The 23,681-nt window shown below is 64.2% G+C and carries 28 protein-coding genes; 15 read left to right on the forward strand and 13 right to left on the reverse strand.

Annotated elements, in window-relative coordinates:
• Positions 1–75: 75 nt before the first annotated feature.
• Both GC1_RS11375 and GC1_RS11380 read left to right on the forward strand, forming a co-directional pair.
• Complete coding sequence (locus tag GC1_RS11375; protein WP_019297124.1) at positions 76–210, forward strand: aa3-type cytochrome c oxidase subunit IV; 135 nt, start codon at positions 76–78, stop codon at positions 208–210.
• A 16-nt stretch (positions 211–226) separates the two neighbouring features.
• Positions 227–844, forward strand: a complete 618-nt coding sequence (locus GC1_RS11380) for a hypothetical protein (protein ID WP_019297123.1) — start codon at positions 227–229, stop codon at positions 842–844.
• A 24-nt stretch (positions 845–868) separates the two neighbouring features.
• Here the strand turns inward: GC1_RS11380 and GC1_RS11385 are convergent, their stop codons facing one another.
• Both GC1_RS11385 and GC1_RS11390 read right to left on the reverse strand, forming a co-directional pair.
• Entirely contained in the window at positions 869–1,198 is a 330-nt protein-coding gene (locus GC1_RS11385; protein WP_019297122.1) for an AzlD domain-containing protein, read from the reverse strand.
• On the reverse strand, positions 1,195–1,923 hold the full coding sequence (locus GC1_RS11390) for an AzlC family ABC transporter permease (protein WP_019297121.1): 729 nt from the start codon (positions 1,921–1,923) through the stop codon (positions 1,195–1,197). The genes GC1_RS11385 and GC1_RS11390 overlap by 4 nt, the downstream gene beginning before the upstream one ends.
• Before the next feature lie 64 nt (positions 1,924–1,987).
• Between GC1_RS11390 and GC1_RS11395 the strand changes: the two genes are divergently transcribed.
• The 4 genes from GC1_RS11395 to GC1_RS11410 all read left to right on the forward strand — a co-directional run bounded on the left by GC1_RS11395 (position 1,988) and on the right by GC1_RS11410 (position 6,192).
• Entirely contained in the window at positions 1,988–2,863 is an 876-nt protein-coding gene (locus GC1_RS11395) for a sulfurtransferase FdhD (RefSeq protein WP_019297120.1), read from the forward strand.
• Between the two features lie 61 nt (positions 2,864–2,924).
• Positions 2,925–3,569: a molybdenum cofactor guanylyltransferase MobA gene (gene mobA, locus GC1_RS11400; protein ID WP_019297119.1), complete on the forward strand. Its 645-nt coding sequence runs from the start codon at positions 2,925–2,927 to the stop codon at positions 3,567–3,569.
• Positions 3,566–4,057 carry a molybdopterin-guanine dinucleotide biosynthesis protein B gene (mobB, locus tag GC1_RS11405; RefSeq protein WP_019297118.1) on the forward strand — a complete coding sequence of 164 codons (492 nt, stop codon included), beginning with the start codon at positions 3,566–3,568 and terminating at the stop codon, positions 4,055–4,057. The genes mobA and mobB overlap by 4 nt, the downstream gene beginning before the upstream one ends.
• Positions 4,054–6,192, forward strand: a complete 2,139-nt coding sequence (locus GC1_RS11410) for a molybdopterin-binding protein (RefSeq protein WP_029204902.1) — start codon at positions 4,054–4,056, stop codon at positions 6,190–6,192. The genes mobB and GC1_RS11410 overlap by 4 nt, the downstream gene beginning before the upstream one ends.
• A 146-nt stretch (positions 6,193–6,338) precedes the next feature.
• On the opposite strand, the gene GC1_RS11415 is transcribed toward GC1_RS11410, so the two are convergent.
• From GC1_RS11415 to GC1_RS11425, 3 genes are all read right to left on the reverse strand, one after another.
• Entirely contained in the window at positions 6,339–7,376 is a 1,038-nt protein-coding gene (locus GC1_RS11415) for a hypothetical protein (protein WP_019297117.1), read from the reverse strand.
• A gap of 19 nt (positions 7,377–7,395) precedes the next feature.
• A complete protein-coding gene (gene greA / locus GC1_RS11420) occupies positions 7,396–7,866 on the reverse strand; it encodes a transcription elongation factor GreA (protein WP_029204901.1) in 471 nt (156 codons plus the stop codon).
• A gap of 245 nt (positions 7,867–8,111) precedes the next feature.
• Complete coding sequence (locus tag GC1_RS11425) at positions 8,112–8,492, reverse strand: VOC family protein (protein WP_019297114.1); 381 nt, start codon at positions 8,490–8,492, stop codon at positions 8,112–8,114.
• A 98-nt stretch (positions 8,493–8,590) separates the two neighbouring features.
• On the opposite strand from GC1_RS11425, the gene soxR reads away from it, so the two are divergent.
• From soxR to GC1_RS11450, 5 genes are all read left to right on the forward strand, one after another.
• Complete coding sequence (gene soxR, locus GC1_RS11430; RefSeq protein WP_019297113.1) at positions 8,591–9,070, forward strand: redox-sensitive transcriptional activator SoxR; 480 nt, start codon at positions 8,591–8,593, stop codon at positions 9,068–9,070.
• A gap of 168 nt (positions 9,071–9,238) precedes the next feature.
• Complete coding sequence (locus tag GC1_RS11435; protein ID WP_019297112.1) at positions 9,239–10,888, forward strand: electron transfer flavoprotein-ubiquinone oxidoreductase; 1,650 nt, start codon at positions 9,239–9,241, stop codon at positions 10,886–10,888.
• Positions 10,888–11,313 (forward strand): DUF1493 family protein, encoded by a 426-nt coding sequence (locus tag GC1_RS11440; protein WP_019297111.1) that lies wholly within the window; start codon positions 10,888–10,890, stop codon positions 11,311–11,313. The genes GC1_RS11435 and GC1_RS11440 overlap by 1 nt, the downstream gene beginning before the upstream one ends.
• Before the next feature lie 164 nt (positions 11,314–11,477).
• Positions 11,478–13,193: a tetratricopeptide repeat protein gene (locus GC1_RS11445; RefSeq protein ID WP_029204900.1), complete on the forward strand. Its 1,716-nt coding sequence runs from the start codon at positions 11,478–11,480 to the stop codon at positions 13,191–13,193.
• Positions 13,183–14,004, forward strand: coding sequence for a 4-(cytidine 5'-diphospho)-2-C-methyl-D-erythritol kinase (locus GC1_RS11450; RefSeq protein ID WP_019297109.1), 822 nt, complete (start codon positions 13,183–13,185; stop codon positions 14,002–14,004). The genes GC1_RS11445 and GC1_RS11450 overlap by 11 nt, the downstream gene beginning before the upstream one ends.
• Positions 14,005–14,183: 179 nt before the next feature.
• Here the strand turns inward: GC1_RS11450 and GC1_RS11455 are convergent, their stop codons facing one another.
• Positions 14,184–15,182, reverse strand: a complete 999-nt coding sequence (locus tag GC1_RS11455; protein WP_019297108.1) for a polyprenyl synthetase family protein — start codon at positions 15,180–15,182, stop codon at positions 14,184–14,186.
• Positions 15,183–15,239: 57 nt separating this feature from the next.
• Here GC1_RS11455 and GC1_RS11460 point away from each other — a divergent pair, with 57 nt between their 5' ends.
• The 3 genes from GC1_RS11460 to GC1_RS22190 all read left to right on the forward strand — a co-directional run bounded on the left by GC1_RS11460 (position 15,240) and on the right by GC1_RS22190 (position 16,641).
• The gene (locus GC1_RS11460; RefSeq protein WP_019297107.1) at positions 15,240–15,455 is read left to right on the forward strand and encodes a putative signal transducing protein; all 216 of its coding nucleotides are present in this window, start codon (positions 15,240–15,242) and stop codon (positions 15,453–15,455) included.
• A gap of 10 nt (positions 15,456–15,465) precedes the next feature.
• Positions 15,466–16,233 carry a tRNA1(Val) (adenine(37)-N6)-methyltransferase gene (locus GC1_RS11465; RefSeq protein ID WP_019297106.1) on the forward strand — a complete coding sequence of 256 codons (768 nt, stop codon included), beginning with the start codon at positions 15,466–15,468 and terminating at the stop codon, positions 16,231–16,233.
• 234 nt (positions 16,234–16,467) lie between these two features.
• On the forward strand, positions 16,468–16,641 hold the full coding sequence (locus GC1_RS22190) for a YdcH family protein (protein WP_019297104.1): 174 nt from the start codon (positions 16,468–16,470) through the stop codon (positions 16,639–16,641).
• A gap of 79 nt (positions 16,642–16,720) precedes the next feature.
• Here GC1_RS22190 and yddG read toward each other — a convergent pair whose 3' ends face one another.
• The gene (gene yddG, locus GC1_RS11470; RefSeq protein ID WP_019297103.1) at positions 16,721–17,584 is read right to left on the reverse strand and encodes an aromatic amino acid exporter YddG; all 864 of its coding nucleotides are present in this window, start codon (positions 17,582–17,584) and stop codon (positions 16,721–16,723) included.
• A complete protein-coding gene (locus GC1_RS11475; protein WP_019297102.1) occupies positions 17,581–18,528 on the reverse strand; it encodes a transcriptional regulator GcvA in 948 nt (315 codons plus the stop codon). The genes yddG and GC1_RS11475 overlap by 4 nt, the downstream gene beginning before the upstream one ends.
• Before the next feature lie 113 nt (positions 18,529–18,641).
• On the opposite strand from GC1_RS11475, the gene GC1_RS22700 reads away from it, so the two are divergent.
• A complete protein-coding gene (locus GC1_RS22700; RefSeq protein ID WP_019297101.1) occupies positions 18,642–18,791 on the forward strand; it encodes a hypothetical protein in 150 nt (49 codons plus the stop codon).
• A gap of 79 nt (positions 18,792–18,870) precedes the next feature.
• Here the strand turns inward: GC1_RS22700 and phbB are convergent, their stop codons facing one another.
• From phbB to GC1_RS11500, 5 genes are all read right to left on the reverse strand, one after another.
• Positions 18,871–19,593 carry an acetoacetyl-CoA reductase gene (gene phbB, locus GC1_RS11480; RefSeq protein WP_019297100.1) on the reverse strand — a complete coding sequence of 241 codons (723 nt, stop codon included), beginning with the start codon at positions 19,591–19,593 and terminating at the stop codon, positions 18,871–18,873.
• Positions 19,594–19,804: 211 nt separating this feature from the next.
• Complete coding sequence (locus GC1_RS11485) at positions 19,805–20,980, reverse strand: acetyl-CoA C-acetyltransferase (protein ID WP_019297099.1); 1,176 nt, start codon at positions 20,978–20,980, stop codon at positions 19,805–19,807.
• A 316-nt stretch (positions 20,981–21,296) separates the two neighbouring features.
• On the reverse strand, positions 21,297–22,136 hold the full coding sequence (locus GC1_RS11490) for an EAL domain-containing protein (protein WP_019297098.1): 840 nt from the start codon (positions 22,134–22,136) through the stop codon (positions 21,297–21,299).
• 125 nt (positions 22,137–22,261) lie between these two features.
• Complete coding sequence (locus GC1_RS11495) at positions 22,262–23,194, reverse strand: sterol desaturase family protein (protein WP_019297097.1); 933 nt, start codon at positions 23,192–23,194, stop codon at positions 22,262–22,264.
• On the reverse strand, positions 23,191–23,589 hold the full coding sequence (locus GC1_RS11500; protein WP_019297096.1) for a hypothetical protein: 399 nt from the start codon (positions 23,587–23,589) through the stop codon (positions 23,191–23,193). Before GC1_RS11500 ends, GC1_RS11495 begins: the two co-directional genes overlap by 4 nt.
• Between the last annotated feature and the right edge of the window lie 92 nt (positions 23,590–23,681).

Here is a 23,681-nt window from a genome sequence, read left to right on the forward strand (position 1 = left end):
AATGACGTGGTGACAGGGCCCGGCAAATCCGGTAATCACCGGGAAAACGCACGTGAATTTTGAGGGATAACTCACATGGCTGATCATCAGCACGGCACCATGGACATCACCGTTCAGGAGAAGATGTTCTCGAGCTTCATGACCTTCGTGACCCGTTTCTGCATCGCGATGGTCTTCCTCGCGCTGTTCCTGGCTATTTTCGCCACCTGATCCCGGGACCAAACTTATGCGCAATCTGCTCTGCCTCGGCGCGGTGATGCTGGCGCTTGCGGGTTGCGCGGCGCCGCAGCAGCCCAACGCGGATGCCGAAACCCTGGCCAAGGTGGCCTACCGCCACCCCGGCCCCGCGACGCTCACCCTGTACACGATGATCAACAACCGCACCGGCAAGGGCGGCCACGCGTCGCTGATGATCAACGCGTCTGAACGGGTGATCTTCGATCCCGCAGGCTCTTTCTACGCCTCAGTCGTGCCGGAGCGGAACGACGTCCTCTATGGTATCACCCCGGCAGTGGAAAAGGCCTACCGCGGCGCCCATGCGCGCAGCACTTTCCATGTGGTGGTGCAGCGGGTTGAGGTGACGCCGGAACAGGCCCAGAAGGCCTATCAGCTGGCAGTGACCAACGGCCGCGTGCCGGGGGCCTACTGCGCCCAGGCCACCATCGGCATCCTGCAGCAGATCCCGGGCTTCGAAAGCCTCGACCGTACCTTCTATCCGGAAAAGCTCTCCGCCCAGTTCGGCCAGCTGTCGGGGGTGGTGACGGAACGCTACTACGAAAACGACAGCGCCGACTTGCAAGCGGGCATCACCAAGAGCGACGCTGCGCTCAGCACTGCCGAGTAATTCTTCCGCCCGGGCGCAGAGCGCTCAGGCGGCGAGATACAGGAGCAGCAGGCACAGCCCGCCGGTGCCGAGCCCGATCAGCACATTGCGCGTCAGATAACCCGCTGCAAAGGTCGCGGCGGCGGCTGCAAAATGCATCAGGCTGGGATCGCCGCCGGTGGGGGCAGGCCAGACCACCAGCGGCGCGACCAGCGCCGGGATGATTGCCACTGCGGTATAGCGCAGATGACGCATCAGCCATTCAGGGATGGGCTTGCCGCCCATGAAGCCGATGAAGGCAAACCGCAAGCCGTAGCTGCCAAGCGCCAGCCCGATGATCACGGTCCACAAGATGGGTGTGGGGATGCTGCTCATTTTGCGCCCTCCGCCTTGGCCTTCTGCCGCTCCAGCCACAGTTCCGCCTGCGCGCCCGCGATCATCCCGGCAATGCCCGCCACGATCAGACCCAGATTATAGGGCAGGGCAGAGGCCGGCAGCGAAGCCGCCACCGCAACAAAACAGGCCGCCACATGGGCAGGGGTCCGCAGCATCGGGCCGATCATCGCCAGAAACGCCAGCGGCAGCACGAAGTCCACGCCCCAGCTCTCCGGGATGCGGGTGCCAACCAGCGCACCCAGCGCGGTGGCGATGACCCAGGCCGGTGTGATCAGCCCGTTGGTGCCAAAGAAATAGGCCATCCGCTGCGCCAGCGGCATTTCCGGCTCCTGTTCGAACTGCACGACCGACAGCGCATAGGACTGATCGACGATGAAATAGGCGGCAATTGCCCGCTGCCACATTGGTGCATCGCCCAGGTAGGGCGTCAACGAGGCCGAATACATCGCCATCCGCAGGTTCACCGCCAGCGCCGAAATCAGGATGATGATCAGCGGCGCATTCTCCTGCATCAGCTGCAGCGCGGTGAACTGGGCGGCGCCGGCAAAGACAGTGAGTGAGAAGGCAAAGGCCTCCGGCACGATCAGCCCGGCCTCCGCGGCCAGCACTCCGAACAGGAAGCCGAAGGGCGAGGCCATGAACAGAAACGGCGCGCTGTCGCGAAACCCTTTCCAGAAGGCTGATTTGGTGGTGGTGATTGCCATCTGCGCGTCCTAGATTGCCTTGACCCGCCCTACGGCGGACGCAGAAGGAATGCAATTGGTGAGTATGGATATCACGTCAGAATACCTGATCGCCCCCGGTGTCTCCGACCCGCGGCTCACGCGCGCGGTCACCGGCGTCGACCAGAACGGCGAGCAAAGCGAGATCGCCGTGGTCGAGGAACGCCCGCTGACCATCTTCCTGAATTCGCAGGAAATTGTCACCGCGATGACCATCGGCGACTACCCGGAATATCTGGCGCTCGGCTTCCTGCGCAATCAGCGGATGCTGCGCGACGAGGATGAAGTCACCCGCGTCGACTATGACGAGGACCTGGAAACCGTGGTGGTGCGCACCGCGGTGGAAACCAGCCACGAGGAAAAGCTGAAGAAGAAAACCCGCACGTCGGGCTGCGCGGTCGGCACCGTCTTTGGCGACATGATGGAGGGGCTGGAGGACGTGCGCCTGCCGCAGGTGGAAGTGAAATCCTCCTGGCTTTATGCACTGGCGCACAAGATCAACCGCACGCCATCGCTCTATCTGGAGGCCGGCGCCATCCATGGCACCGTGCTCTGCCGTCAGGACCGCCCGCTGGTCTATATGGAGGACGTCGGCCGCCACAACGCAGTGGACAAGATTGCCGGCTGGATGCTGTCGGAGCAGGCGGAAGCGGCGGACAAGATTCTTTATACCACCGGGCGGCTGACCTCGGAGATGGTGATCAAAACCGCGATGATGGGCATTCCGGTGCTGGCCTCACGCTCCGGCTTCACTGCTTGGGGCGTGGAGATCGCCCGCGAGGTCGGCCTCACCCTGATCGGCCGGATGCGGGGCCAGCGGTTCGTCTGCCTGGCGGGCGAGGAGCGTTTGGTGCGCGATATGGACCCCAGAGACGCGCCGGTTGAGGAGAAGAAACAACGGCGCAAGAGTGCGGAAGGCTAACTGGATTTCACGCGAAATCCGTCCCGGAAAACACGTGTTTTCCGGCGCGTGAGGAGAAGAGATGACAGACCAGAAGCCATTGGGCGTAATCCTCGCAGGCGGCCTCGCCACCCGGATGGGCGGTGGCGACAAGGGGCGGCTGCAGGTCGGCGGCCAAAGCCTCCTATCCCGCGTGGTGGACCGCCTGTCGCCGCAGGTCTCTGGCCTCGCACTCAATGCGAATGGAGATCCAGAGCGGTTCGCTGACCTGGGCCTGCCAGTCATTGCCGACTCGATCGAAGGCTTCGCCGGCCCGCTGGCGGGCGTGCTGGCAGGTCTCGACTGGGCTGCAGAGCAGGGGGCGGAAACCATCGTGACCGCCGCTGCCGACACGCCGTTCTTCCCGCAGGATCTGGTCACCCGGCTGACCGCAGCGTCCGAAGACATGGAACAACCGCTGGTCCTCGCCACCACCCCGCGCACCGGCGACGAGGCGCTGAAATCCGGCGGCGGCAAGCGCGTTAACCGGCACCCGGCCTTTGGCCTCTGGCCCGTGGCCCTGCGCGATGACCTGCGTGCCGCGTTGCATGACGGCTTGCGCAAGGTGGTCCTATGGACCGACCAGCACAACGGCCGCGAGGCGCTGTTTGAGGCCGATCCCTTTGACCCGTTCTTCAACATCAATACCCCAGAAGATCTGGCTAAAGCCGAGGAGCTCTTGAAATGAAGATTTACGGCGTCACCGGCTGGAAGAACAACGGCAAGACCGGGCTGATGGAGCGGCTGGTCGCTGAATTCTGTGCCCGCGGGTTCTCTGTCTCCACCATCAAACACGCCCACCATGCCACTGATGTGGATCAGCCCGGCACCGACAGCCACCGCCACCGCCAGGCCGGCGCGTCAGAGGTGGTGCTGGCTTCCGCTGGCCGCGTCGCGATCATGCAGGAGCTGCGCGGTGCGGCAGAGCCGCTGCTGGCAGAGCTGCTGGCCCGCCTGAACCCCGTCGATCTGGTGCTGGTGGAGGGCTACAAGCGTGAACCGCACCCCAAGATCGAGGCCTTCCGGCAAGCTGCAGGCACCGAACTGATCGCGCCTAGGGATCCCAGCATCCGCGCTATCGCCAGCGACACAACGCTGGATCTGGACCACCCGGTGTTCGATCTGAACGACACGGCAGCGATCGCGGATTTCATCCAGGCGGAATTGGGGCTGTGACCCCCTTTGATACCGTCCTGGCCGTCGACTGGTCCGCGGCCAAGCGCAAGCCCCGGCGCCCCAGCAAGGACGCGATCTGGCTCGGAGTGGCGCGCGGCGGCATCGCAGAGCAGCCGGTTTACTGCCGCAGCCGGATTGAGGCAGAAGCTTGGATCAGCCGCTTTCTTGCTGCGGAGCAGGCCGCAGGGCGGCGGGTGCTGGCAGCCTTTGATTTCCCCTTCGGATACCCGCGCGGACTTGCACGCCGGATCACCGGATCGAATGACCCATTTGCCTTATGGGCATGGCTGGAAGAACGGATCGAAGACGCACAGAACGGCAACAACAACCGGTTTGATGTCGCCTCGGAAATGAACCGGCAGTTTGCCGGCGCCGGTCCGTTCTGGGGCAAGCCGGACGAGAAGGCCTGGCCTGACATTCCCTACCGCAAGGTCGGCTTAAGATATGAAGACGTCGCGGAACGGCGCCGCGCAGACTTGGCAGCCAAGGCGTCCTCCTCCTGTTTCCAGCTGTTCTTCAACCCAACGGTTGGCAGCCAGGTCCTGATGGGGCTGCCGGTGCTGCAGCGGTTGCGGCTCCGGCACATGGTTGCTGTCTGGCCTTTTCAAAACATTGCGGACGCGCAAATTGTGTTTGCAGAAATTTGGCCAGGATTGATCGAACCGGCCGTCAAGGCCGCAATGGCTGTTGCCGGCCGGGATGAAATACGCGACCGGGTGCAAATGCGGCTGTTGTCGCAGGCGCTCAGCCGCTTGCCAGCACAGGAGCTGGCCGCAATGCTGGCTGCTGCACCTGACGAAGCACAAGAGGAGGCCTGGATATTGGGCACGGGTTTTGAAGACCGCTTGAACGCGCTGGCCTCGGAAGACCCGGGCGGGCTGACACCGCCGCCGCTCAGCAACGACTGCTTTGCCCTGCCTGCGGGCGTCGACTGGACCCCGGTCGATGACGCGCTGGCGTTGCTGCGGGACAGGCTGGGGCCAGTGACCGGCGCGGAAACCGTGCCGCTGGCAGACGCGCTTGGCCGGGTGCTGGCAGCTGATGCGGCGGCCAAACGCTCCAACCCGCCGCTGCCGAATACGGCGGTGGACGGCTACGGCTTTGCCGGTGGCCGGGCAGCGGGGCCGCATGTGCTGCCGCTGGTGCAGGGCCGGGCCGCTGCCGGGGTGCCGTTTGACGGTACCGTGGCTGAAGGCAACGCCATCCGGGTGCTGACCGGCGCCGCGCTGCCTGAGGGCGTGGACACGGTGATCCTGGAGGAAGACGTCAACACCGATGGGGAGCAGATTGCTTTCAATGGCCCGCTGAAACAGGGCGCCAACACCCGCAAAGCAGGCGAGGATGTCTGCGCGGATGAGGTCATCCTTCCCGCAGGCCGGGTCATTACCCCTGCCGATCTGGCCCTGGCCTCTGCTACAGGGCTGGCGGAGCTGACCGTGAGGCTGCCGCTGCGGGTGGGCGTGCTCTCCACCGGCGATGAGCTGGTCGAGGCCGGGGAACCTGCTGGCAAGGGCCAGATTTTTGACGCAAACCGCCCCATGCTGCTGGCGCTGATCCGTCAGCTGGGCTTTGTGCCGGTGGACCTGGGCAAGGCCGCTGACGACAGGGAAGCCCTGAGGCGGCATTTGGACAGTGCGGCGGCAAAAACGGATGTGATTCTGACCTCTGGCGGCGCCTCGGCGGGGGATGAGGACCACATGTCGGCGCTCCTGCGTGAGGCGGGGGCGATGCAGGAATGGCGCATCGCGCTGAAACCGGGCCGACCGCTGGCGCTTGGAATGTGGCAGGGCACGCCGGTTTTCGGGCTGCCGGGCAACCCGGTGGCGGCGCTGGTTTGCACATTGATCTTTGCCCGCCCCGCAATGGGGCTGATGGCGGGGGCGGGCTGGCAGGAACCGCAAGCGTTTGAAGTTCCGGCGGCATTCGAAAAGCGCAAGAAACCGGGCCGCCGCGAATACCTGCGGGCGCGGGTGCGGGACGGCAAGGCGGAGGTGTTCAAGTCCGAAGGCTCCGGCCGGATCAGCGGCCTCAGCTGGGCCGAAGGTCTGGTGGAACTCGGCGACGGCGCGGCTGAGATCAAGCCCGGCGATCCGGTCCGTTTCATCCCTTACGGCAGTTTCGCGATGCAGGCGTAGCGCTCCCGCCCGCGGCCCGGCGCATCGCAGATGCTTGCCCGCCGTTGGGCCAGGCGCCGCGCTGGCACGCGGCGCGCCGCTGCATGCTGCTTCTTTCTGGTCCTAAATACCCGCGCCGCAGCCGGCGGCCCGGCGGAGCCGCCCCCTCAGTCGAAGGTCCCGGCCACACGCCCCACCAGCATGAAGGCGCGGGCGGTGCGGGTATTGCCAAGCGCGGAAATCTCGCTATCGCTGGCCTCAGCCTCGAAATCCGCAAACATCTGGTCGAACCGGCGCAGGAAATGATGCGCCGCGTCGCGGAAGATCGGGTCCTGCTTCATCCGCGCCGCGGTCAGCGCCAGGGAGGTCCGGTCGCGCACGCCGCCAAGCGCAGCCACCGCCCGGCCGCGGGCGCCCTGGCCGAACTGGCGCCAGATCTCGGGCCGCGCCATGTCGGGGCGCAGGTCGTCCATATAGATGCCGTCCTGGCTCAGCAGCGTCAGCACGTCCTGCGCCGCCTGGATCACCTGAGCCGCCTTGCGGTCGCGCAGCGCTGCGCGCAACGCCGCAAAGCCTTCCGCGTCCTCGGCGGTTTCCGGGAAATTCAGCGCCCGGATGAATTGTTCGGCGGGCAAGGGCGGCGCAGTGTCTGCGGCCTGGGTGCCTAGCGCCAGCGAGCCCTGGTCAGCCGCCGTCATCTCTGCCGCTTCTGCCGGGATGGCCGGGCGCAGCGGATTGGCGCGGCGGCTGGTGTGGAAGGTCGCCAGTGCGGTTTCGGTCTTGCGGGTGGCCTCGGCGATTTCCTCCAGCCGTTTCGCGACCGAGGTCTCCGCCACTGCCGCATGCTGCTGCGACTGTGCCAGATAGCTCTGGCGCAGCCCGTCAATGGCGGCCTGCAGCTGCTCGCTCTCTTCCCGCATCACCCGGGCTGAGCGCGCGGCAGAGGCCGCAACCCACAGCATTGCCAAGGGCAGCACCACTGCCAGCACGCTGATGATCAGATCCGCCCACTGCGAAAGCCCGGCATCTTCGGGCGCCAGCACAAATGCCCCGGTCACCACCAGCAGCCACAGTGCCCCCAGCCCGATGGCGGCCAGCTCCGCACCGCCCAGGCCATTGGCCGCAGCGGGGCCGTCAAGGCGGCGCAGCGGCTGGCTGCCGCCTGGTTTCTGGCCAGAGCCCGGACTGCTGCTGGAGCCTGTCATGACCTCGCGGCCTCCCGGATCAGGAATAGACGATCTTGAGAATCTCGTAGGCGCGCTCGCCGCCGGGCGTGCGCACTTCCACACTGTCGCCTTCGTCCTTGCCGATCAAGGCGCGTGCAATCGGGGATTTGATGTTAAGAAGGCCGGATTCGATGTTGGCCTCATGCTCGCCCACGATCTGCCAGGTCTTTTCCTCGTCGGTGTCCTCGTCCACCACAGTGACCTTGGCGCCGAACTTGATGGCGCCGGACAGTTTGGCGGGGTTGATCACATCGGCCAGCGACAGGATGCCTTCCAGCTCCTTGATGCGGCCCTCGATGAAGGACTGCTTTTCGCGGGCGGAATGGTATTCGGCGTTTTCCGACAGGTCGCCCAGCTCGCGCGCTTCGGCAATCGCCTGGATGATGGCCGGGCGTTCGACGGATTTCAGGTTCTTCAGTTCGCTTTCCAGCGCGGCGTGACCCGTGGGGGTCATCGGGATCTTTTCCATGTGATTGGTCCAGGTCGCTCTATTGTTCTTGTCAGTATGAAAACCGCAGCCCCGCAGCATGTGCCGCGGGGCCTCCGGTCCGGTTGACAAATACCTGACCCAATCCTGCGCCTGAATTCAAGTGGCCGCAGGGCTTTGCCGCACGCAATTCCGCCTAACGCGGCAGATTGTGCGGGTTTTCCACAGGTTTGCGCGGAAAAATGCCGCGGGCAGGGGAGCCGGACCTTGCCGCCAGCCACAGCAGATCAATCATATTGAACCGCCTCGTATTCGATGCCGTTCTCGTCATGGAAGTAGAACCGGCGGCCCGGCTCATAATCGCCGTGGTTTATCGGCGTGAAGCCCGCGGCCTTCACCGCGGCCTCAGTGGCGTCCAGATCATCAACGATCACCGCCAGATGGTTCAGCCCGCCAATGATGCCATAGCTTTCCGGCGCTTGACCTGCTGCAGTGCGCGGGGTGTAAAGCGCGAGGTAGCTGTTTTCGCCGCCCACATGCACGGTGTAGCCGCTGTTTTTGGCTTCACCCTCCCAGCGCACATGCCAGCCAAAGATCTTTTCCATCCAGGCGGCGGTGCCATTGGGGTCTGCCACGGTGACATTTGCGTGTTCCAAAACTGCGCTCATTGAAAATCTCCTTCTCATCTTGAGCAAACCTGTTGATGCGACTCACCGTAATTCCTAAACCTAACTTTAGCTCAAGCAATTTCTTCAGGGAGTGCGCCATGCCCCAATCCGCAGGCATTTCCATCGGCTACCTGGCCGAACGCACCGGCCTCGCCGTGTCCGCGATCCGCTACTACGAGGCGCAAGGCCTGGTGGAGCCTTGGCGCAACACAGGCGGCCAGCGGCGCTTTCACCGGGCCGACATCCGGCGGCTCAGCTTCATCATGATTGCGCAGCAGTTCGGCTTCTCGCTGCCGGAAATCCGCGGCTTCCTGCGCAGCCTGCCGGGCAGCCGCACACCGACCAAGGACGACTGGGCCCGCATTTCGGAAGACTTCCGCAGCCACCTGGACCAGCGAATCGAAACCCTGGTCAAACTGCGCGACAATCTGGACGGCTGCATAGGCTGCGGCTGTCTTTCGCTTCCGAATTGCAAACTTTACAACCCTGAAGACCGGGCGGCACAGAAGGGGCAGGGACCCCGGTATCTAATGGGAGACCGGCCTGAGACAGAGGCTGAGGCGGAAAATGATCCTTGAGTGACGAAAATGGACGCACTTTTTGTCTCAGTTGCCTGTTTTACAGGTGTTTGACGCGGAGTTTGGATTGACCCATGGGGGCGCCAAACGATAAGCACCGCGAAAGAAAATTGCGCCCGCAGTGTGTTGTGGGGCCGGTAGCGAATAGAAAGCCAAGGAGCGCCGCAAATGGCCGAGATTGAACGCGAAGCGATGGAATACGACGTGGTGATCGTCGGGGCCGGCCCTGCTGGTCTGTCTGCGGCCATCCGCCTGAAACAGCTGGACGCCGACCTGCAGGTCGTGGTCCTGGAAAAAGGCTCCGAAGTCGGCGCGCATATCCTGTCCGGCGCGGTGCTGGATCCGTGCGGCCTGAACGCGCTGATCCCCGACTGGAAGGAAAAGGGCGCGCCGCTGAACGTCGAAGTGAAGGAAGACAACTTCCTGATGCTGGGCGAAGCCGGCCAGGTCCGCATCCCCAACTTCCCGATGCCGCCGCTGATGAACAACCACGGCAACTACATCGTCTCCATGGGCAACGTCTGCCGCTGGATGGCGGAGCAGGCCGAGGAAATGGGCGTCGAGATCTTCCCGGGCATGGCCTGCTCTGAGCTGGTTTATGGCGAGAACGGCGAAGTCAAAGGCGTGGTTGCCGGTGAATTCGGCAAGAACCCCGACGGCACCCCCGGCCCGGCTTATGAGCCCGGCATGGAACTGCACGGCAAATACGTCTTCCTGAGCGAAGGCGTGCGCGGCTCGCTCTCCAAGGAAGTGATTGCCAAATACGGCCTGTCTGACGGCAAAGAGCCGCAGAAATACGGCGTCGGCATGAAAGAGATCTGGGAGATCGACCCGGCCAAGCACAAGGAAGGCACCGTCACCCACACCATGGGTTGGCCGCTGGGCTCCAACGCGGGCGGCGGCTCGTTCATCTACCACCTGGACAACAACCAGGTTTATGTGGGCTTCGTGGTGCACCTGAACTACAAGAACCCGCACCTGTTCCCCTACATGGAATTCCAGCGCTTCAAGCACCACCCGGTGGTTGCCGACCTGCTGAAGGGCGGCAAGCGTGTGGCCTATGGCGCCCGTGCCATCACCGAAGGCGGCTGGCAGTCGATGCCGAAACTGGTCGCACCGGGCGTGGCGCTGCTGGGCTGTTCCGCGGGCATGGTCAACGTGCCGCGCATCAAGGGCAACCACAATGCGATGCTGTCGGGCAAGGCCGCGGCCGAAGCCGCCTTTGACGCGATCAAGGCTGAGCGTTCGGGTGACGAGCTGACCGCCTATGAGGCGGACGTGCGCGACGGCGCCATTGGCAAGGACCTCAAGATGGTCCGCAACGTCAAGCCGATGTGGTCCAAATGGGGCCTCACCGCGTCGCTGGCGCTGGGCGGCCTGGACATGTGGACCAACAACCTGTTTGGCTTCTCCTTCTTCGGCACCCTGGGCCACGGCAAGAACGACGCCCAGTCGACCGAGGAAGCCTCCAAGCACAAGCCCATCGACTACCCCAAGCCCGATGGCGTGCTGTCGTTTGACCGCCTGACCAACGTCAGCTTCTCGATGACCAACCACGAGGAAAGCCAGCCCTGCCACCTGCGCCTGGGCAATGAGGACACCCCGATCTCGGTCAACCTGCCGAAATTCGCGGAACCGGCGCAGCGCTACTGCCCGGCCGGTGTCTACGAGGTGGTCGAAAAGGACGGCAAGCCGGAGTTCGTGGTGAACTTCCAGAACTGCGTCCACTGCAAGACCTGCGACATCAAGGACCCGTCCCAGAACATCACCTGGACCACGCCGCAGGGCGGCGACGGCCCGAACTACCCGAACATGTAATGGGAACTGCGCTGCAGCAGGAAATTCTCGACTTTGCAGCGCAGTATTCATGCCGGAAACTCAAAGGCGTCGAACAGCATGATCTGTTCGGCGCCTTTGGCTTGGAAGGAGACGATGCAGACGAATTCCTGGAGGCTTTCTCAAAGCGGTTCAGCGTAGACCTGTCAGGCCTTCGCTGGGAGTTCCACTACAACGCTGATGAGCCGCCCGGCAGGCGGCGCGTGCTGCCGCTTGATGCGTCTGGCAAGGTCATCCCCTACCAGCCGATCACTTTGGAACTGCTCGAAAAAGCGGTTCTGGCTGGCAAATGGGACTACGCGTACCCGGAGCACACGATCAAGGACTTGGGGATTGCCGCTCTTCTACCTGATTGGCGTGTTGCAGCAGCTGTGCTGCTTGGCCTGTGCTGGGCTGTTTTCTGGTAGGCGAAGGGTCGCGCAAACCGGCAGAGGCGGCTTCACGCACGCGTTATTTTATTGCACAAGGCTTGAAAACTGACAGCAGCGTGACCCAACGCCCATTGCGCGTTAACCGCCACGGGACTACGCTTCAATTCAGGCAAGAGCAGTAAACCGTAAGGGGGTCCCCAGTGCCCGTATCCATTCTTCGCACCCTGTCCTGTGCGGCCCTGATGGCCGCCGCCGCCGCACCCGCCGTGCAGGCCGAAGGACTGGCGGGATCCTACCTGGCCGGACGGGCCGCCACCTATGACAGCGACTTTGCCGCTGCGGCGCTTTATTACACGCAGGCGCTGGCGCGCGACCCGCAAAACCCGCTCTTGATGGAGAACGTGGTGTTCGCCCAGCTCGCCATGGGCAAGGCGGAGCTTGCCGTGCCAGTGGCCGAACGGCTGCGCCAGACCGGCGCCCGCAGCCAGGTGGCCAATATCGTCAGCGCCGGCGGCCTTGCCGCCAAGGGTGACTACCAGGCGATCCTGGACCGCGACCTGGAACGGGACGCCATTCACCCGCTGGTGGATGGCCTGCTCGAAGGCTGGGCGCATGTCGGCGCGGGCTCCGTCTCCAGCGCACTGGAAAGCTTTGACCGGCTCGCCAAGGACGGCAGCCTGAAACCCTTCGTGCTCTATCACCGCGCCCTGGCGCTGGCCTCCGCCGGCGACTACGGCGGGGCGGAAGCGCTGTTTGCCGAAGAGAACGGGCGCCTGGCCACCCTCAGCCGCCGCGCTGCGGTGGCGCGGGTTCAGATCCTGTCGCAGCTCGGCCGCAATGATGACGCCCGCGAGGCGCTGGCCGCCGCCTTCGGCAGCAGCCTCGATCCAGGGCTCGAGGCGCTGGATGCACAGCTCGCCGCTGGGGAAACCCTGGCCTATACCATCGCCCCCAGCCCGCAGGACGGCATTGCCGAGGTGTTCTTCACCCTTGGTGCGGCGCTGAACGGCGATACCGCCAATGACTATGTGCTGATGTATGCCCGCATGGCGGCTTCGCTGCGCCCGGACCATGTGGATGCGATCCTGCTCAGCGCGGGCCTGCTGGACCAGCTGGGCCGGTATGAGCTGTCGGTTGCCACCTACAAGCAGGTGCCAAGCAGCCACCCCGACTATCACGCCGCCGAAATGGGCCGCGCCGAGGCCCTGCGCCGCGCCGCCAAGCCGGACGCCGCCATCGAAGTGCTGGAGAAACTGGCCCGCGACTTCCCGGAACAGCCCAGCGTCTACATCAGCCTTGGCGACCTGTTGCGCCAGCAGGAGGATTACGCCGCTGCCGCCCGCGCTTATGACAAGGCGCTGGACAAGACGCCGGAGGATTCTTCCAGCCGCTGGTTCCTGTTCTATGCCCGCGGCATCTGCCATGAACGGCTGGACCAGTGGCCGCAGGCTGAGGCTGACTTCCGCGCCTCGCTGGAACTGGATCCAAACCGGCCGCAGGTACTGAACTACCTCGGCTATTCGCTGGTCGAGAAAAGCAGCAAGCTGGATGAGGCGCTGGACATGATCGAACGCGCCGTCGCCGCACGCCCCGACTCCGGTTTCATCGTCGACTCCTTAGGCTGGGTGCTCTACCGCATGGGCAAGTTTGACGAGGCCGTCGCCCATATGGAACGCGCCGTGGAGCTGATGCCGGTGGACCCGGTGGTCAACGACCACCTGGGTGATGTCTACTGGGCCGTGGGCCGCGCGCGCGAGGCGGAATTCCAGTGGAAACGCGCGCTCTCCTTCATCGACCCTGAGGACACGGATGGCGAAGCGGACCCCGAGCGCATCCGCCGCAAGCTGGAGGTGGGCCTGGACGCGGTGCTGGCCGAGGAAGGCGCGCAGCCCCTGAAGGTCGCCAATGGCGGCTGAGGTCGCGGCACCCGCCAAGATCAACCTGACCCTGCATGTGACCGGCCGCCGCGAGGACGGCTACCACCTTCTGGATTCGCTGGTGGTCTTTGCGGACACCGGCGACCGCTTGCGGCTTGAACCGGGACAGGAACTGTCGCTGCAGGTCTCCGGCCTGTTTGCGGAAGGGGTGCCTGCGGATGAGCGGAACCTGGTGTGGAGAGCCGCCGCTGCTGCGGGCTGGACCGGCAAGATCAGCTTGGACAAGCAGCTGCCCCACGGCGCCGGCATAGGCGGCGGCTCGTCCGACGCTGCGGCGGCCTTGCGCGCAATTGCCAGCCAGGGCGGCAGTATCCCCGAAGAATTGCCGCTGAAACTGGGTGCCGATGTGCCAGTCTGCGTGGCGGCACGGGCGTCCCGGATGCGGGGCATCGGCGAACAAGTGATGCCGGTGGACCTGCCGGACCTGCACGCGCTGCTGGTCAATCCGGGCGCACATGTCCCGACAGGGGCCGTGTTCTCTGCGCTTGCTTCGCGCTACAACGCTCCGATGCCGCAGGACATCCCTGCTTTCACGTCAGGTGAAGACTGCGCCGCCTGGCTAGCCGAACAGCGCAACGACCTGGAGGTTCCGGCGATCACCGTTGCGCCGGAAATCGGCCGGGTTCTGTCGGACCTGCGCAGCTCCCGCCAGGCCTTGCTGGCCCGGATGTCAGGCTCCGGCGCCACCTGCTTTGCGCTCTATCCTACGAAAAAGGCCGCCCATATGGCGGCCTATGAGATCGGGGCGGAACATCCCGAGTGGTGGTGCAGTGCGGTCACCCTGACCTGACCCGCCACTCTGCGGACAGGGCTCTCCCGCCCGCGGAACGGCGCATCGAAGATGCGTGCCCGCCGTTGGGCCCGGCGCTGCGCTGACACGCAGCGCGGCATCGTCTTGCCGCTTCTTTCTGGTTGAAAATACTCTGGGGTGAGCGCCGCAGGCGCGAGGGGCAAAGCCCCTCCCGCGTATCAGTTCAGCCGCGACACTACGTAGTCCGCCAGATCGCTCAGCATGGTGCGGATTTCGTGATCGGGCAGCACCTTCAGCGCCGCTCGCGCCTTGGCAGCCCAGCCATGGGCATCCTCACGGGTGGCTTCCAGCGTCTTGTATTTCGCCATCAGTGCCAGCGCCTGTTCCAGGTCGCCGTCTTCCTGCTTGCCCTTCTCGATGGTGCGGGTCCAGAACGCGCGCTCCTCCTCTGTCGCCTGCGCCACCGCCTTGATCACCGGCAGGGTCAGCTTGCGCTCGCGGAAGTCGTCGCCGACGTTTTTGCCGGTGGCTTTGCTGTCACCCTGATAATCCAGCAGGTCGTCAGCAATCTGGAAGGCAATCCCCAGCGCGTCGCCATAGTCGAACAGCGCCTTCACCTGTTCCTCCGGTGCGCCGGCAATCACCCCGCCAACTTCGGTCGCAGCCGAGAACAGCGCCGCGGTCTTGCCGCGCACCACCTGCAGATAGACGTCCTCATCTGTCTTCAGGTTCGACGCCGCGGTCATCTGCAGCACCTCACCCTCGGCAATGGTGGCAGAGGCGTTCGCCAGAATGTCCAGCACCCGCAGGCTTTCCGTCTCGACCATCAATTGGAAGCTGCGGGCAAACAGGTAATCGCCCACCAGCACGGAACTCTTGTTGTCCCACAGCAGGTTCGCCGTGGGGCGCCCGCGCCGCTGGCCGCTTTCATCCACCACATCGTCATGCAGCAGGGTCGCGGTGTGGATGAACTCCACCGTGGCCGCCAGTTTCAGGTGATGGTCGCCCTCGTAACCGCACAGCCGCGCCGCCGCCAGCGTCAGCATCGGCCGCAGCCGCTTGCCGCCCGCCTCGACCAGATGTGCGGTCACTTCAGGGATACGCGGCGCGTGTTTGGAGGCCATCCGGGTGCGGATCAGCGTGTTCACCGCGTCCAGTTCCTGGCTCAGCGTTGCGGCCAGCATCTCATGCGGTTTCCTGGTCATCACTTGGTCCATCACTTTCCCGCTCGCAAGTCTCGACAAGGGGGACGCCTTGCCCTTAGATCCATCCCCATGAAAGAGCTTCTGCGCAGCACCGATCCGACGATCATGGCCTTTGCCTCCGCCCTCCTTGAGGGAGAGGATATAGACTGCTTTCAAATGGACGTAAATATGAGCATCCTGGAAGGCGGGATTGGAATTTTCCCGCGCCGTCTGATGGTTCACGAGGATGACTATGACGACGCGCTTGTGGTGATGCGCGACAACGAAATCCCGCTCGGGCGATGAGGCCTGCACGATGACCGTCTTCCCTGAAGATGAGCTGACCCGCAACGGTTTCCTCGGCGGCAGGGTGCAGCTGTGGCAACCGGCGCGCGGCTACCGCGCCGGGGTAGACCCGGTGCTGCTGGCAGCCGCCGCTCCCGCGCGGGGCGGGGAAGCGGTGCTGGAGCTGGGCTGCGGCGCCGGTCAGGCGCTTCTGTGCCTGGGCTACCGGGTGCCGGGGCTGTCGCTGGCGGGGGTGGAGCTGCAGGCGCCCTATGCGGATCTGGCCCGCCGCAACGCCCAGGCCAACGGTCAGGATATCGACGTCTTCGAGGCCGACCTTTCTGCCCTGCCGGAGGCATTGAAACAGCGCCAGTTTCACCACGTCATTGCCAATCCGCCGTACTACAAGGCGGGTGCCCACAGCCAAGCCCACGACGACGGCCGCAAGCTGGCGCTGGGGGAGGGCACGCCGCTGGCGGACTGGATTACCGCTGCGGCCCGCCGCCTCGCGCCCAAAGGCTATCTGCACATGATCCAGCGGGCCGACCGGCTGCCGGACATGCTGGCCGGATGCAGCGGCGTTCTGGGGTCCATAGAGGTGCTGCCGCTGGCGCCGCGCCAGGCCCGTGCGGCAGAGCTGGTGATCCTGCGGGCACGCAAGGGCGGACGGGCGGATTTCCGGCTGCACGCGCCGCTGATTCTACACCAAGGCACCCGGCATGACCGTGATGGAGACAGCTACCGCGCGGAAATCAGTGCCATCCTGCGCGACGGCGCGGCCTTGCCCTGGCCCGCCTGAGGCACTTTTTCCGGCCGCGCAAACTTAGGAGCGGTGCTTGGCGGATTCAACCTTTGGCGAATCCAAATCTGCTGGTTTCTGCAAAAACGCGCTCTGCCCTGCGGCAAAATGCGCGGCGCATAGCCGATATGAAAATTTCATGACAAAAATCGTGCGGCTGCAGCGTGACAGACGCGGAAACATATGCTCCACTCTCTAGGTCAAACACATCTAGCTCAAAGAAGGAGGGTTACCATGAGCCTCAGCTCGCATCTGACCGAACTTAAGAAGAAGCACGAGCATCTGAGCATGGAAGTGGAACAGGCCCAACGATCGCCCAGTACCGACGATCTGGAAATCGCAGCAATGAAAAAGCAAAAGCTGAAGCTGAAGGAAGAGATCACACGCCTGACAGCTGAAGCCGTCTGAAGAGTTCCCGCCGGGGCATAGCCCGGCACAGTCAACAGGAGGGCCTGCCACAGCGGCGGCCCTCCTTTCGTTTCAGGCCCTACTTGCTGGCACTGGCCCGCGCCGCGATCAGCGCGCCGCCAGTGATCAGCGCTGCAGCCAGCGCCAGCCCCCAGGAGGCCGCGGCAATCCCCGCCAGAACCAGGATCAGCGTGGACAGCAGGGGTGCCGCATATGAACTGGTGCCAAGCATCTGAATGTCGCCCTGCTTGACGCCGATATCCCAGACGTAAAACGCCAGCCCCACAGGGCCGAGACCCAGCAGCAGGGTGGAGACCCAGCCCAAAGTGCCTGCGGGCCACACCGTTTCCTCCAGCGCGAAATGCAGCCCCCAGGAGGCCACCGCGGTCGCAAGGCAAAACACCGCAACCGAACTGGTCGGCGCCCCGCCCACCAGCCGCGACAGCACCGAATAGCCGGACCAGGTCAGCGCACACAGCAGCGCCAGCCCGTAGCCTGGCAGATACTGCGCTTCAAACCCGCCGCCGCCGCCGGAAATGATCGTGGCTGCCCCGGCAAAGCCCAAGACCGCACCGATCAGATGCCCCGCCTTCAGCTTCTCGCCGGGCAAGAGGCCGGAGAACAGCACGATCAGCAACGGCCACAGGTAGGCGATCAGCCCTGCCTCTGCCGCCGGGGCCAGCCGCAGCGCCGAGAAGTAGAGCGCGTGATAGCCAAACAGGCCGATCGTGCCAAAGATATAGACCCGCACCGGCACATGGCGCAGTTGCCCCAGTTTCCCGCTGGCAGCGGTCCAGATGATCCCCAGCGTGCCGCCGATGGTGAAACACAGCGCATTCAGCAACAGTGGAGGCGTGGGCTCCGACCCCACGGTCAACAGCGCCAGCAGCGCCCACAGCAATACAGCGATGAAGCCAATGGCGGTCGCGCGGGTCTTGGTCATTGGGGGTGCAAATCCTGAATCGGGATAATCTTGATATCGCCCCACATATGCGCGGTTTTCTCGATCTCCGCAAAGTACCACTCGCGGAAGGCCGCAATCTGCGGCCGGTCCTTGGCTTCCGGCAGGCACAGGAACCGGAAACGCGCGTCGGACTGGATGGCGATCTTAAAGGGCGCCACCAGCCGTCCCTCGCGCACGTCCTTGATGATCAGCGGCCGCCGCCCCAGCGCCACGCCCAGGCCCGCGCAGGCGGCGTCGATGGCATGATCGGGGGCGGAAAAATGGGTGCCGCTGGTGGGGCTGAAGCCTACCCCTGCCGCCTGGAACCAGGTTGGCCAGTCGCAGCCCGGGGCCACCTTGCTGATGGAATCGTCAAAAATCAGGGGCGCGTGCATCAGCGATTCCGGGGTGGGGAATTGCTCATGCATCTCAGGCGTCATCACCGGTGTCAGCCAGTCGGGCCGGGTGCCATAGGAAGCAAGCCCCACGTCGTCTGACACGCCAAAGCGGATCGCCACATCCACATCGCCGCGGCGCAGGTCCACCACCTTGAGAGAGGCCGACAGGCGGAGTTCGATCTCCGGATGGGTGCGGGCAAATTCGAACAGCCGCGGTGCCAGCCATTTCGCCGTCAGCGCAGGCCCCGCCGTCACCGTCAGCGTGGTCTCATCCAGCAGCCGCCGGGTGCTCTGCCAGGCCTGCCCCAAGGTACGGAAACCCTCCGCCGCGCCGGGGGCCAGTGTCTCGCCCGCCTCAGTCAGCTCCACCGCCCGGTTCAGGCGGCGGAACAGCGGCTGGCCCAGATGCTCCTCCAGCGACTTGATCTGAAAGGACAGCGCCGCCGGGGTCACGTTCAGCTCCTCCGCTGCCTTGGCAAAGGACATGTGGCGGGCAGCAGCGTCAAAGGCGCGCAAAGCGGTGAGGGGCGGCAGGCGGTCAGTCATGTTCGCATAAGTACAGCTTAACTGAACCTCTGCAAAGTCTCGTTTGTGTGTTTGACGGAACGTCCTCATATTGGTTGCAGGTAAAGGATACTGATCTGAGAAGGAGGCCGAAGATGCTGGAATATACTGCTGATGCCGCCGTCAAAGCCGCGATGGCCCGTGCCCACGCCGAGCGGGGGCAGGTGCTGAAACAGGCCTGGACCTGGCTGTTCGGCAAGCGGCCGGTGCCGGTCCTCCGCCCCAAGGTTTCCCGCTGGGCCTGAGCGCGCAAGCGTCCTTACGGGATAGGAAAAGGGCCGGTCCATCTGGACCGGCCCTTGCCGTTTCTGCTGATGAATTGGATCAGACGAAGAACTGCGCGCCGTTGGCGGAGATGGTCGAGCCGTTGATGAAGCCCGACTCGTCAGACGCCAGGAAAGCCACGCAGCGGGCGATCTCTTCCGGCTCACCCAGGCGGCCGGCCGGGATCTGGCCGATGATCGACTCGCGCACCTTCTCCGGCACTGCCATCACCATTTCGGTGGCGATATAGCCGGGGCAGACCGCATTGGCGGTGATGCCGGCGCGGGCGCCTTCCTGGGCCAGCGATTTCACGATGCCCAGGTCGCCTGCCTTGGTCGCGGCATAGTTCACCTGCGCGAACTGGCCTTTCTGGCCGTTGATCGAGGAGATCACGATGACGCGGCCGAACTTGCGCTCGCGCATGCCGGGCCAGACCGGGTGCACGGTGTTGAACACGCCGGTCAGGTTGGTGTCGATCACTTCCTGCCACTGCTGCGGCGTCATCTTGTGGAACGGCGCGTCGCGGGTGATGCCGGCGTTGGCCACCACGATGTCGATCGGGCCCACTTCCTCTTCGACCTTGGCGATGCCCGCAGCGCTGTCTTCATAGCTGCCGACGTTCCACTTGTAGGTCTTGATGCCGGTTTCCTCGGTGAATTTTGCCGCGGCTTCGTCATTGCCGGCATAGGTCGCAGCCACATTGCAGCCCTGCGCCTTCAGCGCCTGGGAAATCGCTGCGCCGATGCCGCGGGAACCGCCGGTGACGAGTGCAGTACGTGCCATTCGAGAATCCTCCAGTATTGGTCACTTGGTAATCTTGCTACAGTTTTCACTGCCGGGGAGCAACAATATTGCGCGGTGAATTTGCTGCGGTGCCGCGTATAAATTGTCGCACCCGCCGCGCCGGTCTTGCTGCAGTTGCATTATAGCTCTGGAATGTAAAAGAAAAAGGACGCCGCGAGGGCGTCCTTCATTTTTTGCGGTTTTGCGCCGATTACGGGCGTTCGACGCACATCGCAACGCCCATGCCGCCACCGATGCAAAGGGTGGCCAGGCCCTTTTTGGCGCCGCGGCGTTTCATTTCGAACAGCAGCGTGTTCAGCACCCGGCAGCCCGACGCGCCGATCGGGTGGCCGATGGCAATGGCGCCGCCGTTCACGTTCACAATCGACGGATCCCAGCCCATGTCCTTGTTCACCGCACAGGCCTGGGCGGCAAAGGCTTCGTTCGCTTCGACCAGATCCAGGTCATTCACCGACCAGCCGGCCTTCTCCAGCGCCTTGCGCGAGGCATAGACCGGGCCGACACCCATGACCGACGGGTCCAGGCCGGCAGTGGCGTAGGACGCAATGCGGGCCAGCGGCTCGATGCCGCGGCGTTCGGCTTCATCGGCGCTCATCAAGAGGGTCGCGGCAGCGCCGTCGTTCAGACCGGAGGCGTTGGCTGCGGTGACAGAGCCGTCCTTGGTGAAGGCCGGGCGCAGTTTCTGCATCGCTTCCATGGTGGCGCCGTGGCGGATGTATTCGTCCGCATCCACTGTGATATCGCCCTTGCGATGCTTGACGATGAACGGGGTGATCTCATCGGCGAACTTGCCCGCCTTCTGCGCCGCTTCTGCCTTGTTCTGCGAGGCGACAGCGAATTCGTCCTGCATCTCGCGGGAGATCTGCCACTGCTCGGCCACGTTCTCCGCGGTCTGGCCCATGTGGTAGCCGTTGAAGGCATCCCACAAGCCGTCGCGGATCATGGTGTCGATGTACTTCATGTCGCCCATTTTCTGGCCCGCGCGCAGATGCGCGGCATGGGGGGACAGGGTCATGTTTTCCTGGCCGCCGGCCGCCACGATGGAGGCATCGCCCAGCTGGATGTGCTGCGCGCCCAGTGCCACGGCGCGCAGGCCGGAGCCGCAGACCTGGTTGATGCCCCAGGCGGCGCTTTCCTTGGGCAGGCCGGCATTGATGTGTGCCTGGCGGGCCGGGTTCTGGCCCTGCGCCGCGGTCAGCACCTGGCCGAGAATGGTTTCGGACACTTCGGATTTGTCCACACCGGCGCGTTCCACCACAGCTTCCAGCACCGCGGCGCCCAGGTCATGGGCCGGGGTGTTGGCGAACGAGCCGCCAAAGGAGCCGACGGCGGTGCGCGCGGCGGATGCGATTACAACATTGGTCATTATTTCTGGTCCTCTGCCATCAAGTCAGGTCTCCGGGAAAGCTTGCTGCCTGCGTTTCGCTCCGACGCGCAAGAATCTTTCCCGATCACTCCGGGTACCGACATAATCTATTGCTGCACGTGCAGCAATTGACAGCCTGTCTCAGGGGGTGCGGCAGAGTCAACCGCGAGATACGTCCCGGGCTGCAGGATTTCCGGCACTTGGCTGCGGTGATGCTGCAAAGCAGCAACCGCGCTGGCCGCAACCGGGTCGCGCAGGGGCAGCAAAGCCGTTGAAAAGACAGGTATTGCTTGATTGCGGCGGCGGGCGGCGGAAGTCAGCCCGCTTTCTTGCCTTGCTTCATATCTTCGATCCAGGGCGGCGACACCGAGGGGGCGCCGAACAGGTAGCCCTGCAGGCAGTCGACGCCGTTTTCGACCAGAAACTCCGCATCCGCCTGGCTTTCCACCGATTCCGCAACCACGAACATGTCGAACTGCTTGGCAATGCCGATCAGGGCGCGGACCACTGACTGGTTGTCGTGGCTGGCGTGAATGCCGCGCACGAACTGGCCGTCAATCTTGACCGCGTCAAAGAAGAACTGGCGGAAATGGCCGATCGCAGTGGTGCTGGCGCCAAAGTTGTCGAGCGCAAAGGCAATCCCGTGCTGCTGCATCCGGCCCATGAAATCGGTCACCAGCTCCGGTGCGGCCATGGCAGAGGCCTCGGTGATTTCCAGCACCAGCCGTTCGCCCAGGGTGCCGTCGCGCTTCAGGAACCGGTCCAGAACCTTGTGCCAGCGCTGATAGCCGATGGAGCGTGCGGACATGTTCACCGACAGGCGGATTTGCGGGTATTTTTCCAGCGCCTTCAGCCCGTGCTGCAGCGCCAGGCAATCCATCTCGCGGCCGATTTCCTTGTCTTCGACCACATGCATGAATTCGCGCGCCGGAATCACCCGGCCGGTCGGATCCAGAACCCGGATATAGCCCTCGTAAAAGGCGACACCATGCGGCGCCATTGCCTGCATGACAGGCTGATAGGCCAGCACGGTCTGATTGTGCCGCACCGCCTCGTCGACCATGTCCAGTGTCGAACGGTCGCGCCCGGCTACCGCTGCGCTCAGCGGGTTTTCAGCGCCTTCGGGGAGATCTGCCTTGGCATGTCGGTTTGTCATGTGCTGCTGGAACCCTGATTGCGGCAAGTTGAGGACAGTATGATGCTCCCCGCAGGTTGCCGCAAAAGGGTTGAGGCAGGATTAAAGATCAAATTTGAACGATCCGTCCCGTGGACAGTTGGCGGTTAGCCGCCGAAGCCGGGGGTGCCTGCGTCCTCGGGGTGGCGGGCCAGATGCGCGGCCTTGATCCCGGCAGAGGTGTCACGGCTGCCGTCGTGGCTGTAGCCGGGCGGTGCAAACGCATAAAGCAGCCGCTGCTTCAGGGTCAGGCCAGGCTGGGCCATGTCCTTGAAAATGCCGATCCATTCATGAAAGGCGACCCGCAGCGGATTGAAGGTGGCGATGTTATGCACCAGCCCGTAGTCGGGGCGGTCATGGTCCTGTTCCGGCACGAAGGTGCCGAACATCTTGTCCCAGATGATGAACACCCCGGCATAGTTGCAATCGAGATAGCGCGGATTGCGGCCATGGTGCGCGCGGTGGTGGCTCGGGGTGTTCATCACCGCCTCGAACCAGCGCGGCAGGCGGCTGACGGCCTCGGTATGGATCCAGAACTGGTAGATCAGGTTAAGCCCGCCGCAAAACAGCACCAGTGCCGGGTGAAACCCCAACAGCACCATCGGCGCCTTCACCACCATCATGAAGGTGAAGGTGCCGGTCCAGGTCTGCCGCAGGGCAGTGGTCAGGTTGTAATGCTGGCTGGAGTGATGATTGACATGCGACGCCCAGACCCAGCGCACCCGGTGGCCGAACCGGTGCACCCAGTAATAGCGCAGGTCATCGAGCACGAAACAGGCCAGCAGCGCCCACACAGACGTGCCCATGTCCAAGGGCGTCAGCTGCCACAGGAACATGAACAGCGTCCAGGCGACGAACCCCAGCAGCAGCCCCTCCGCGACGCTGCCCGCGCCCATGATGAGGGAGGTCACCGCATCGCGGGTCTCATACCGCCCGCCGCGTTTCTTGAGCGCGATCCACAGGAACTCGCCCAGGATCGCGGCGATGAAGAAAGGCACCGCAAGCTGGGTCGCGTCAGGGTAGGAGATTTCTCCGGTCATACAGCCTCCGCCGGGGTGTTGATCAGCGCCAGCCACTGCTGCCGCTCGCGTTCTGGCAGGCGCAGGGAGAGGCCGGGGGCCGCAAAGTCGTTGAAATCAAATCGCAACCCGGTGGCCGTTTCGTGGACCTGTTCCGCGGCCAGATGGCGGCCAACGGTGTCGGCGCCAAAGGTCCATAGCAGCCCCGGGCCGCCATTGGTCAGCACCAGCGCGGCCTGCCCGCTGGCCGCAGGCAGCACCTTGAAAACACTGTCTTCGGGGAAATGTCGCAGCCAGGCAGAACGGGCGTTGCCGGCACCCAGAATCCTCTGCCGGGAGCGGCCGGTCAGATGCAGCAGAACGGCGATTCCCGATATTCCGCCCGCAACCAGGGCCAGCAGCAGTTCCAGCGGCATGAACGTCCTCCTGCGGGCAGATTGGCGGGCAGGCGGAAGGCTGTCAAAGGTGGCGTGGGGTCAAGCGCATCAGCCCCGGCACCCGGATCCGG

It is taken from the genome of Leisingera sp. ANG1 (genome assembly GCF_000203975.2).
In the GTDB taxonomy this organism is placed as follows: domain Bacteria; phylum Pseudomonadota; class Alphaproteobacteria; order Rhodobacterales; family Rhodobacteraceae; genus Leisingera.

What these genes read in the sequence shown, in the direction of transcription:
- GC1_RS11375 (WP_019297124.1), top strand. Translation starts at nt 76, where the DNA reads ATGGCTGATCATCAGCACGGCACCATGGACATCACCGTTCAGGAGAAG.
- GC1_RS11380 (WP_019297123.1), top strand. Translation starts at nt 227, where the DNA reads ATGCGCAATCTGCTCTGCCTCGGCGCGGTGATGCTGGCGCTTGCGGGT.
- GC1_RS11385 (WP_019297122.1), bottom strand. Translation starts at nt 1,198, where the DNA reads ATGAGCAGCATCCCCACACCCATCTTGTGGACCGTGATCATCGGGCTG.
- GC1_RS11390 (WP_019297121.1), bottom strand. Translation starts at nt 1,923, where the DNA reads ATGGCAATCACCACCACCAAATCAGCCTTCTGGAAAGGGTTTCGCGAC.
- GC1_RS11395 (WP_019297120.1), top strand. Translation starts at nt 1,988, where the DNA reads ATGGATATCACGTCAGAATACCTGATCGCCCCCGGTGTCTCCGACCCG.
- mobA (WP_019297119.1), top strand. Translation starts at nt 2,925, where the DNA reads ATGACAGACCAGAAGCCATTGGGCGTAATCCTCGCAGGCGGCCTCGCC.
- mobB (WP_019297118.1), top strand. Translation starts at nt 3,566, where the DNA reads ATGAAGATTTACGGCGTCACCGGCTGGAAGAACAACGGCAAGACCGGG.
- GC1_RS11415 (WP_019297117.1), bottom strand. Translation starts at nt 7,376, where the DNA reads ATGACAGGCTCCAGCAGCAGTCCGGGCTCTGGCCAGAAACCAGGCGGC.
- greA (WP_029204901.1), bottom strand. Translation starts at nt 7,866, where the DNA reads ATGGAAAAGATCCCGATGACCCCCACGGGTCACGCCGCGCTGGAAAGC.
- GC1_RS11425 (WP_019297114.1), bottom strand. Translation starts at nt 8,492, where the DNA reads ATGAGCGCAGTTTTGGAACACGCAAATGTCACCGTGGCAGACCCCAAT.
- soxR (WP_019297113.1), top strand. Translation starts at nt 8,591, where the DNA reads ATGCCCCAATCCGCAGGCATTTCCATCGGCTACCTGGCCGAACGCACC.
- GC1_RS11435 (WP_019297112.1), top strand. Translation starts at nt 9,239, where the DNA reads ATGGCCGAGATTGAACGCGAAGCGATGGAATACGACGTGGTGATCGTC.
- GC1_RS11440 (WP_019297111.1), top strand. Translation starts at nt 10,888, where the DNA reads ATGGGAACTGCGCTGCAGCAGGAAATTCTCGACTTTGCAGCGCAGTAT.
- GC1_RS11450 (WP_019297109.1), top strand. Translation starts at nt 13,183, where the DNA reads ATGGCGGCTGAGGTCGCGGCACCCGCCAAGATCAACCTGACCCTGCAT.
- GC1_RS11455 (WP_019297108.1), bottom strand. Translation starts at nt 15,182, where the DNA reads ATGGACCAAGTGATGACCAGGAAACCGCATGAGATGCTGGCCGCAACG.
- GC1_RS11460 (WP_019297107.1), top strand. Translation starts at nt 15,240, where the DNA reads ATGAAAGAGCTTCTGCGCAGCACCGATCCGACGATCATGGCCTTTGCC.
- GC1_RS11465 (WP_019297106.1), top strand. Translation starts at nt 15,466, where the DNA reads ATGACCGTCTTCCCTGAAGATGAGCTGACCCGCAACGGTTTCCTCGGC.
- GC1_RS22190 (WP_019297104.1), top strand. Translation starts at nt 16,468, where the DNA reads ATGAGCCTCAGCTCGCATCTGACCGAACTTAAGAAGAAGCACGAGCAT.
- yddG (WP_019297103.1), bottom strand. Translation starts at nt 17,584, where the DNA reads ATGACCAAGACCCGCGCGACCGCCATTGGCTTCATCGCTGTATTGCTG.
- GC1_RS11475 (WP_019297102.1), bottom strand. Translation starts at nt 18,528, where the DNA reads ATGACTGACCGCCTGCCGCCCCTCACCGCTTTGCGCGCCTTTGACGCT.
- GC1_RS22700 (WP_019297101.1), top strand. Translation starts at nt 18,642, where the DNA reads ATGCTGGAATATACTGCTGATGCCGCCGTCAAAGCCGCGATGGCCCGT.
- phbB (WP_019297100.1), bottom strand. Translation starts at nt 19,593, where the DNA reads ATGGCACGTACTGCACTCGTCACCGGCGGTTCCCGCGGCATCGGCGCA.
- GC1_RS11485 (WP_019297099.1), bottom strand. Translation starts at nt 20,980, where the DNA reads ATGACCAATGTTGTAATCGCATCCGCCGCGCGCACCGCCGTCGGCTCC.
- GC1_RS11490 (WP_019297098.1), bottom strand. Translation starts at nt 22,136, where the DNA reads ATGACAAACCGACATGCCAAGGCAGATCTCCCCGAAGGCGCTGAAAAC.
- GC1_RS11495 (WP_019297097.1), bottom strand. Translation starts at nt 23,194, where the DNA reads ATGACCGGAGAAATCTCCTACCCTGACGCGACCCAGCTTGCGGTGCCT.
- GC1_RS11500 (WP_019297096.1), bottom strand. Translation starts at nt 23,589, where the DNA reads ATGCCGCTGGAACTGCTGCTGGCCCTGGTTGCGGGCGGAATATCGGGA.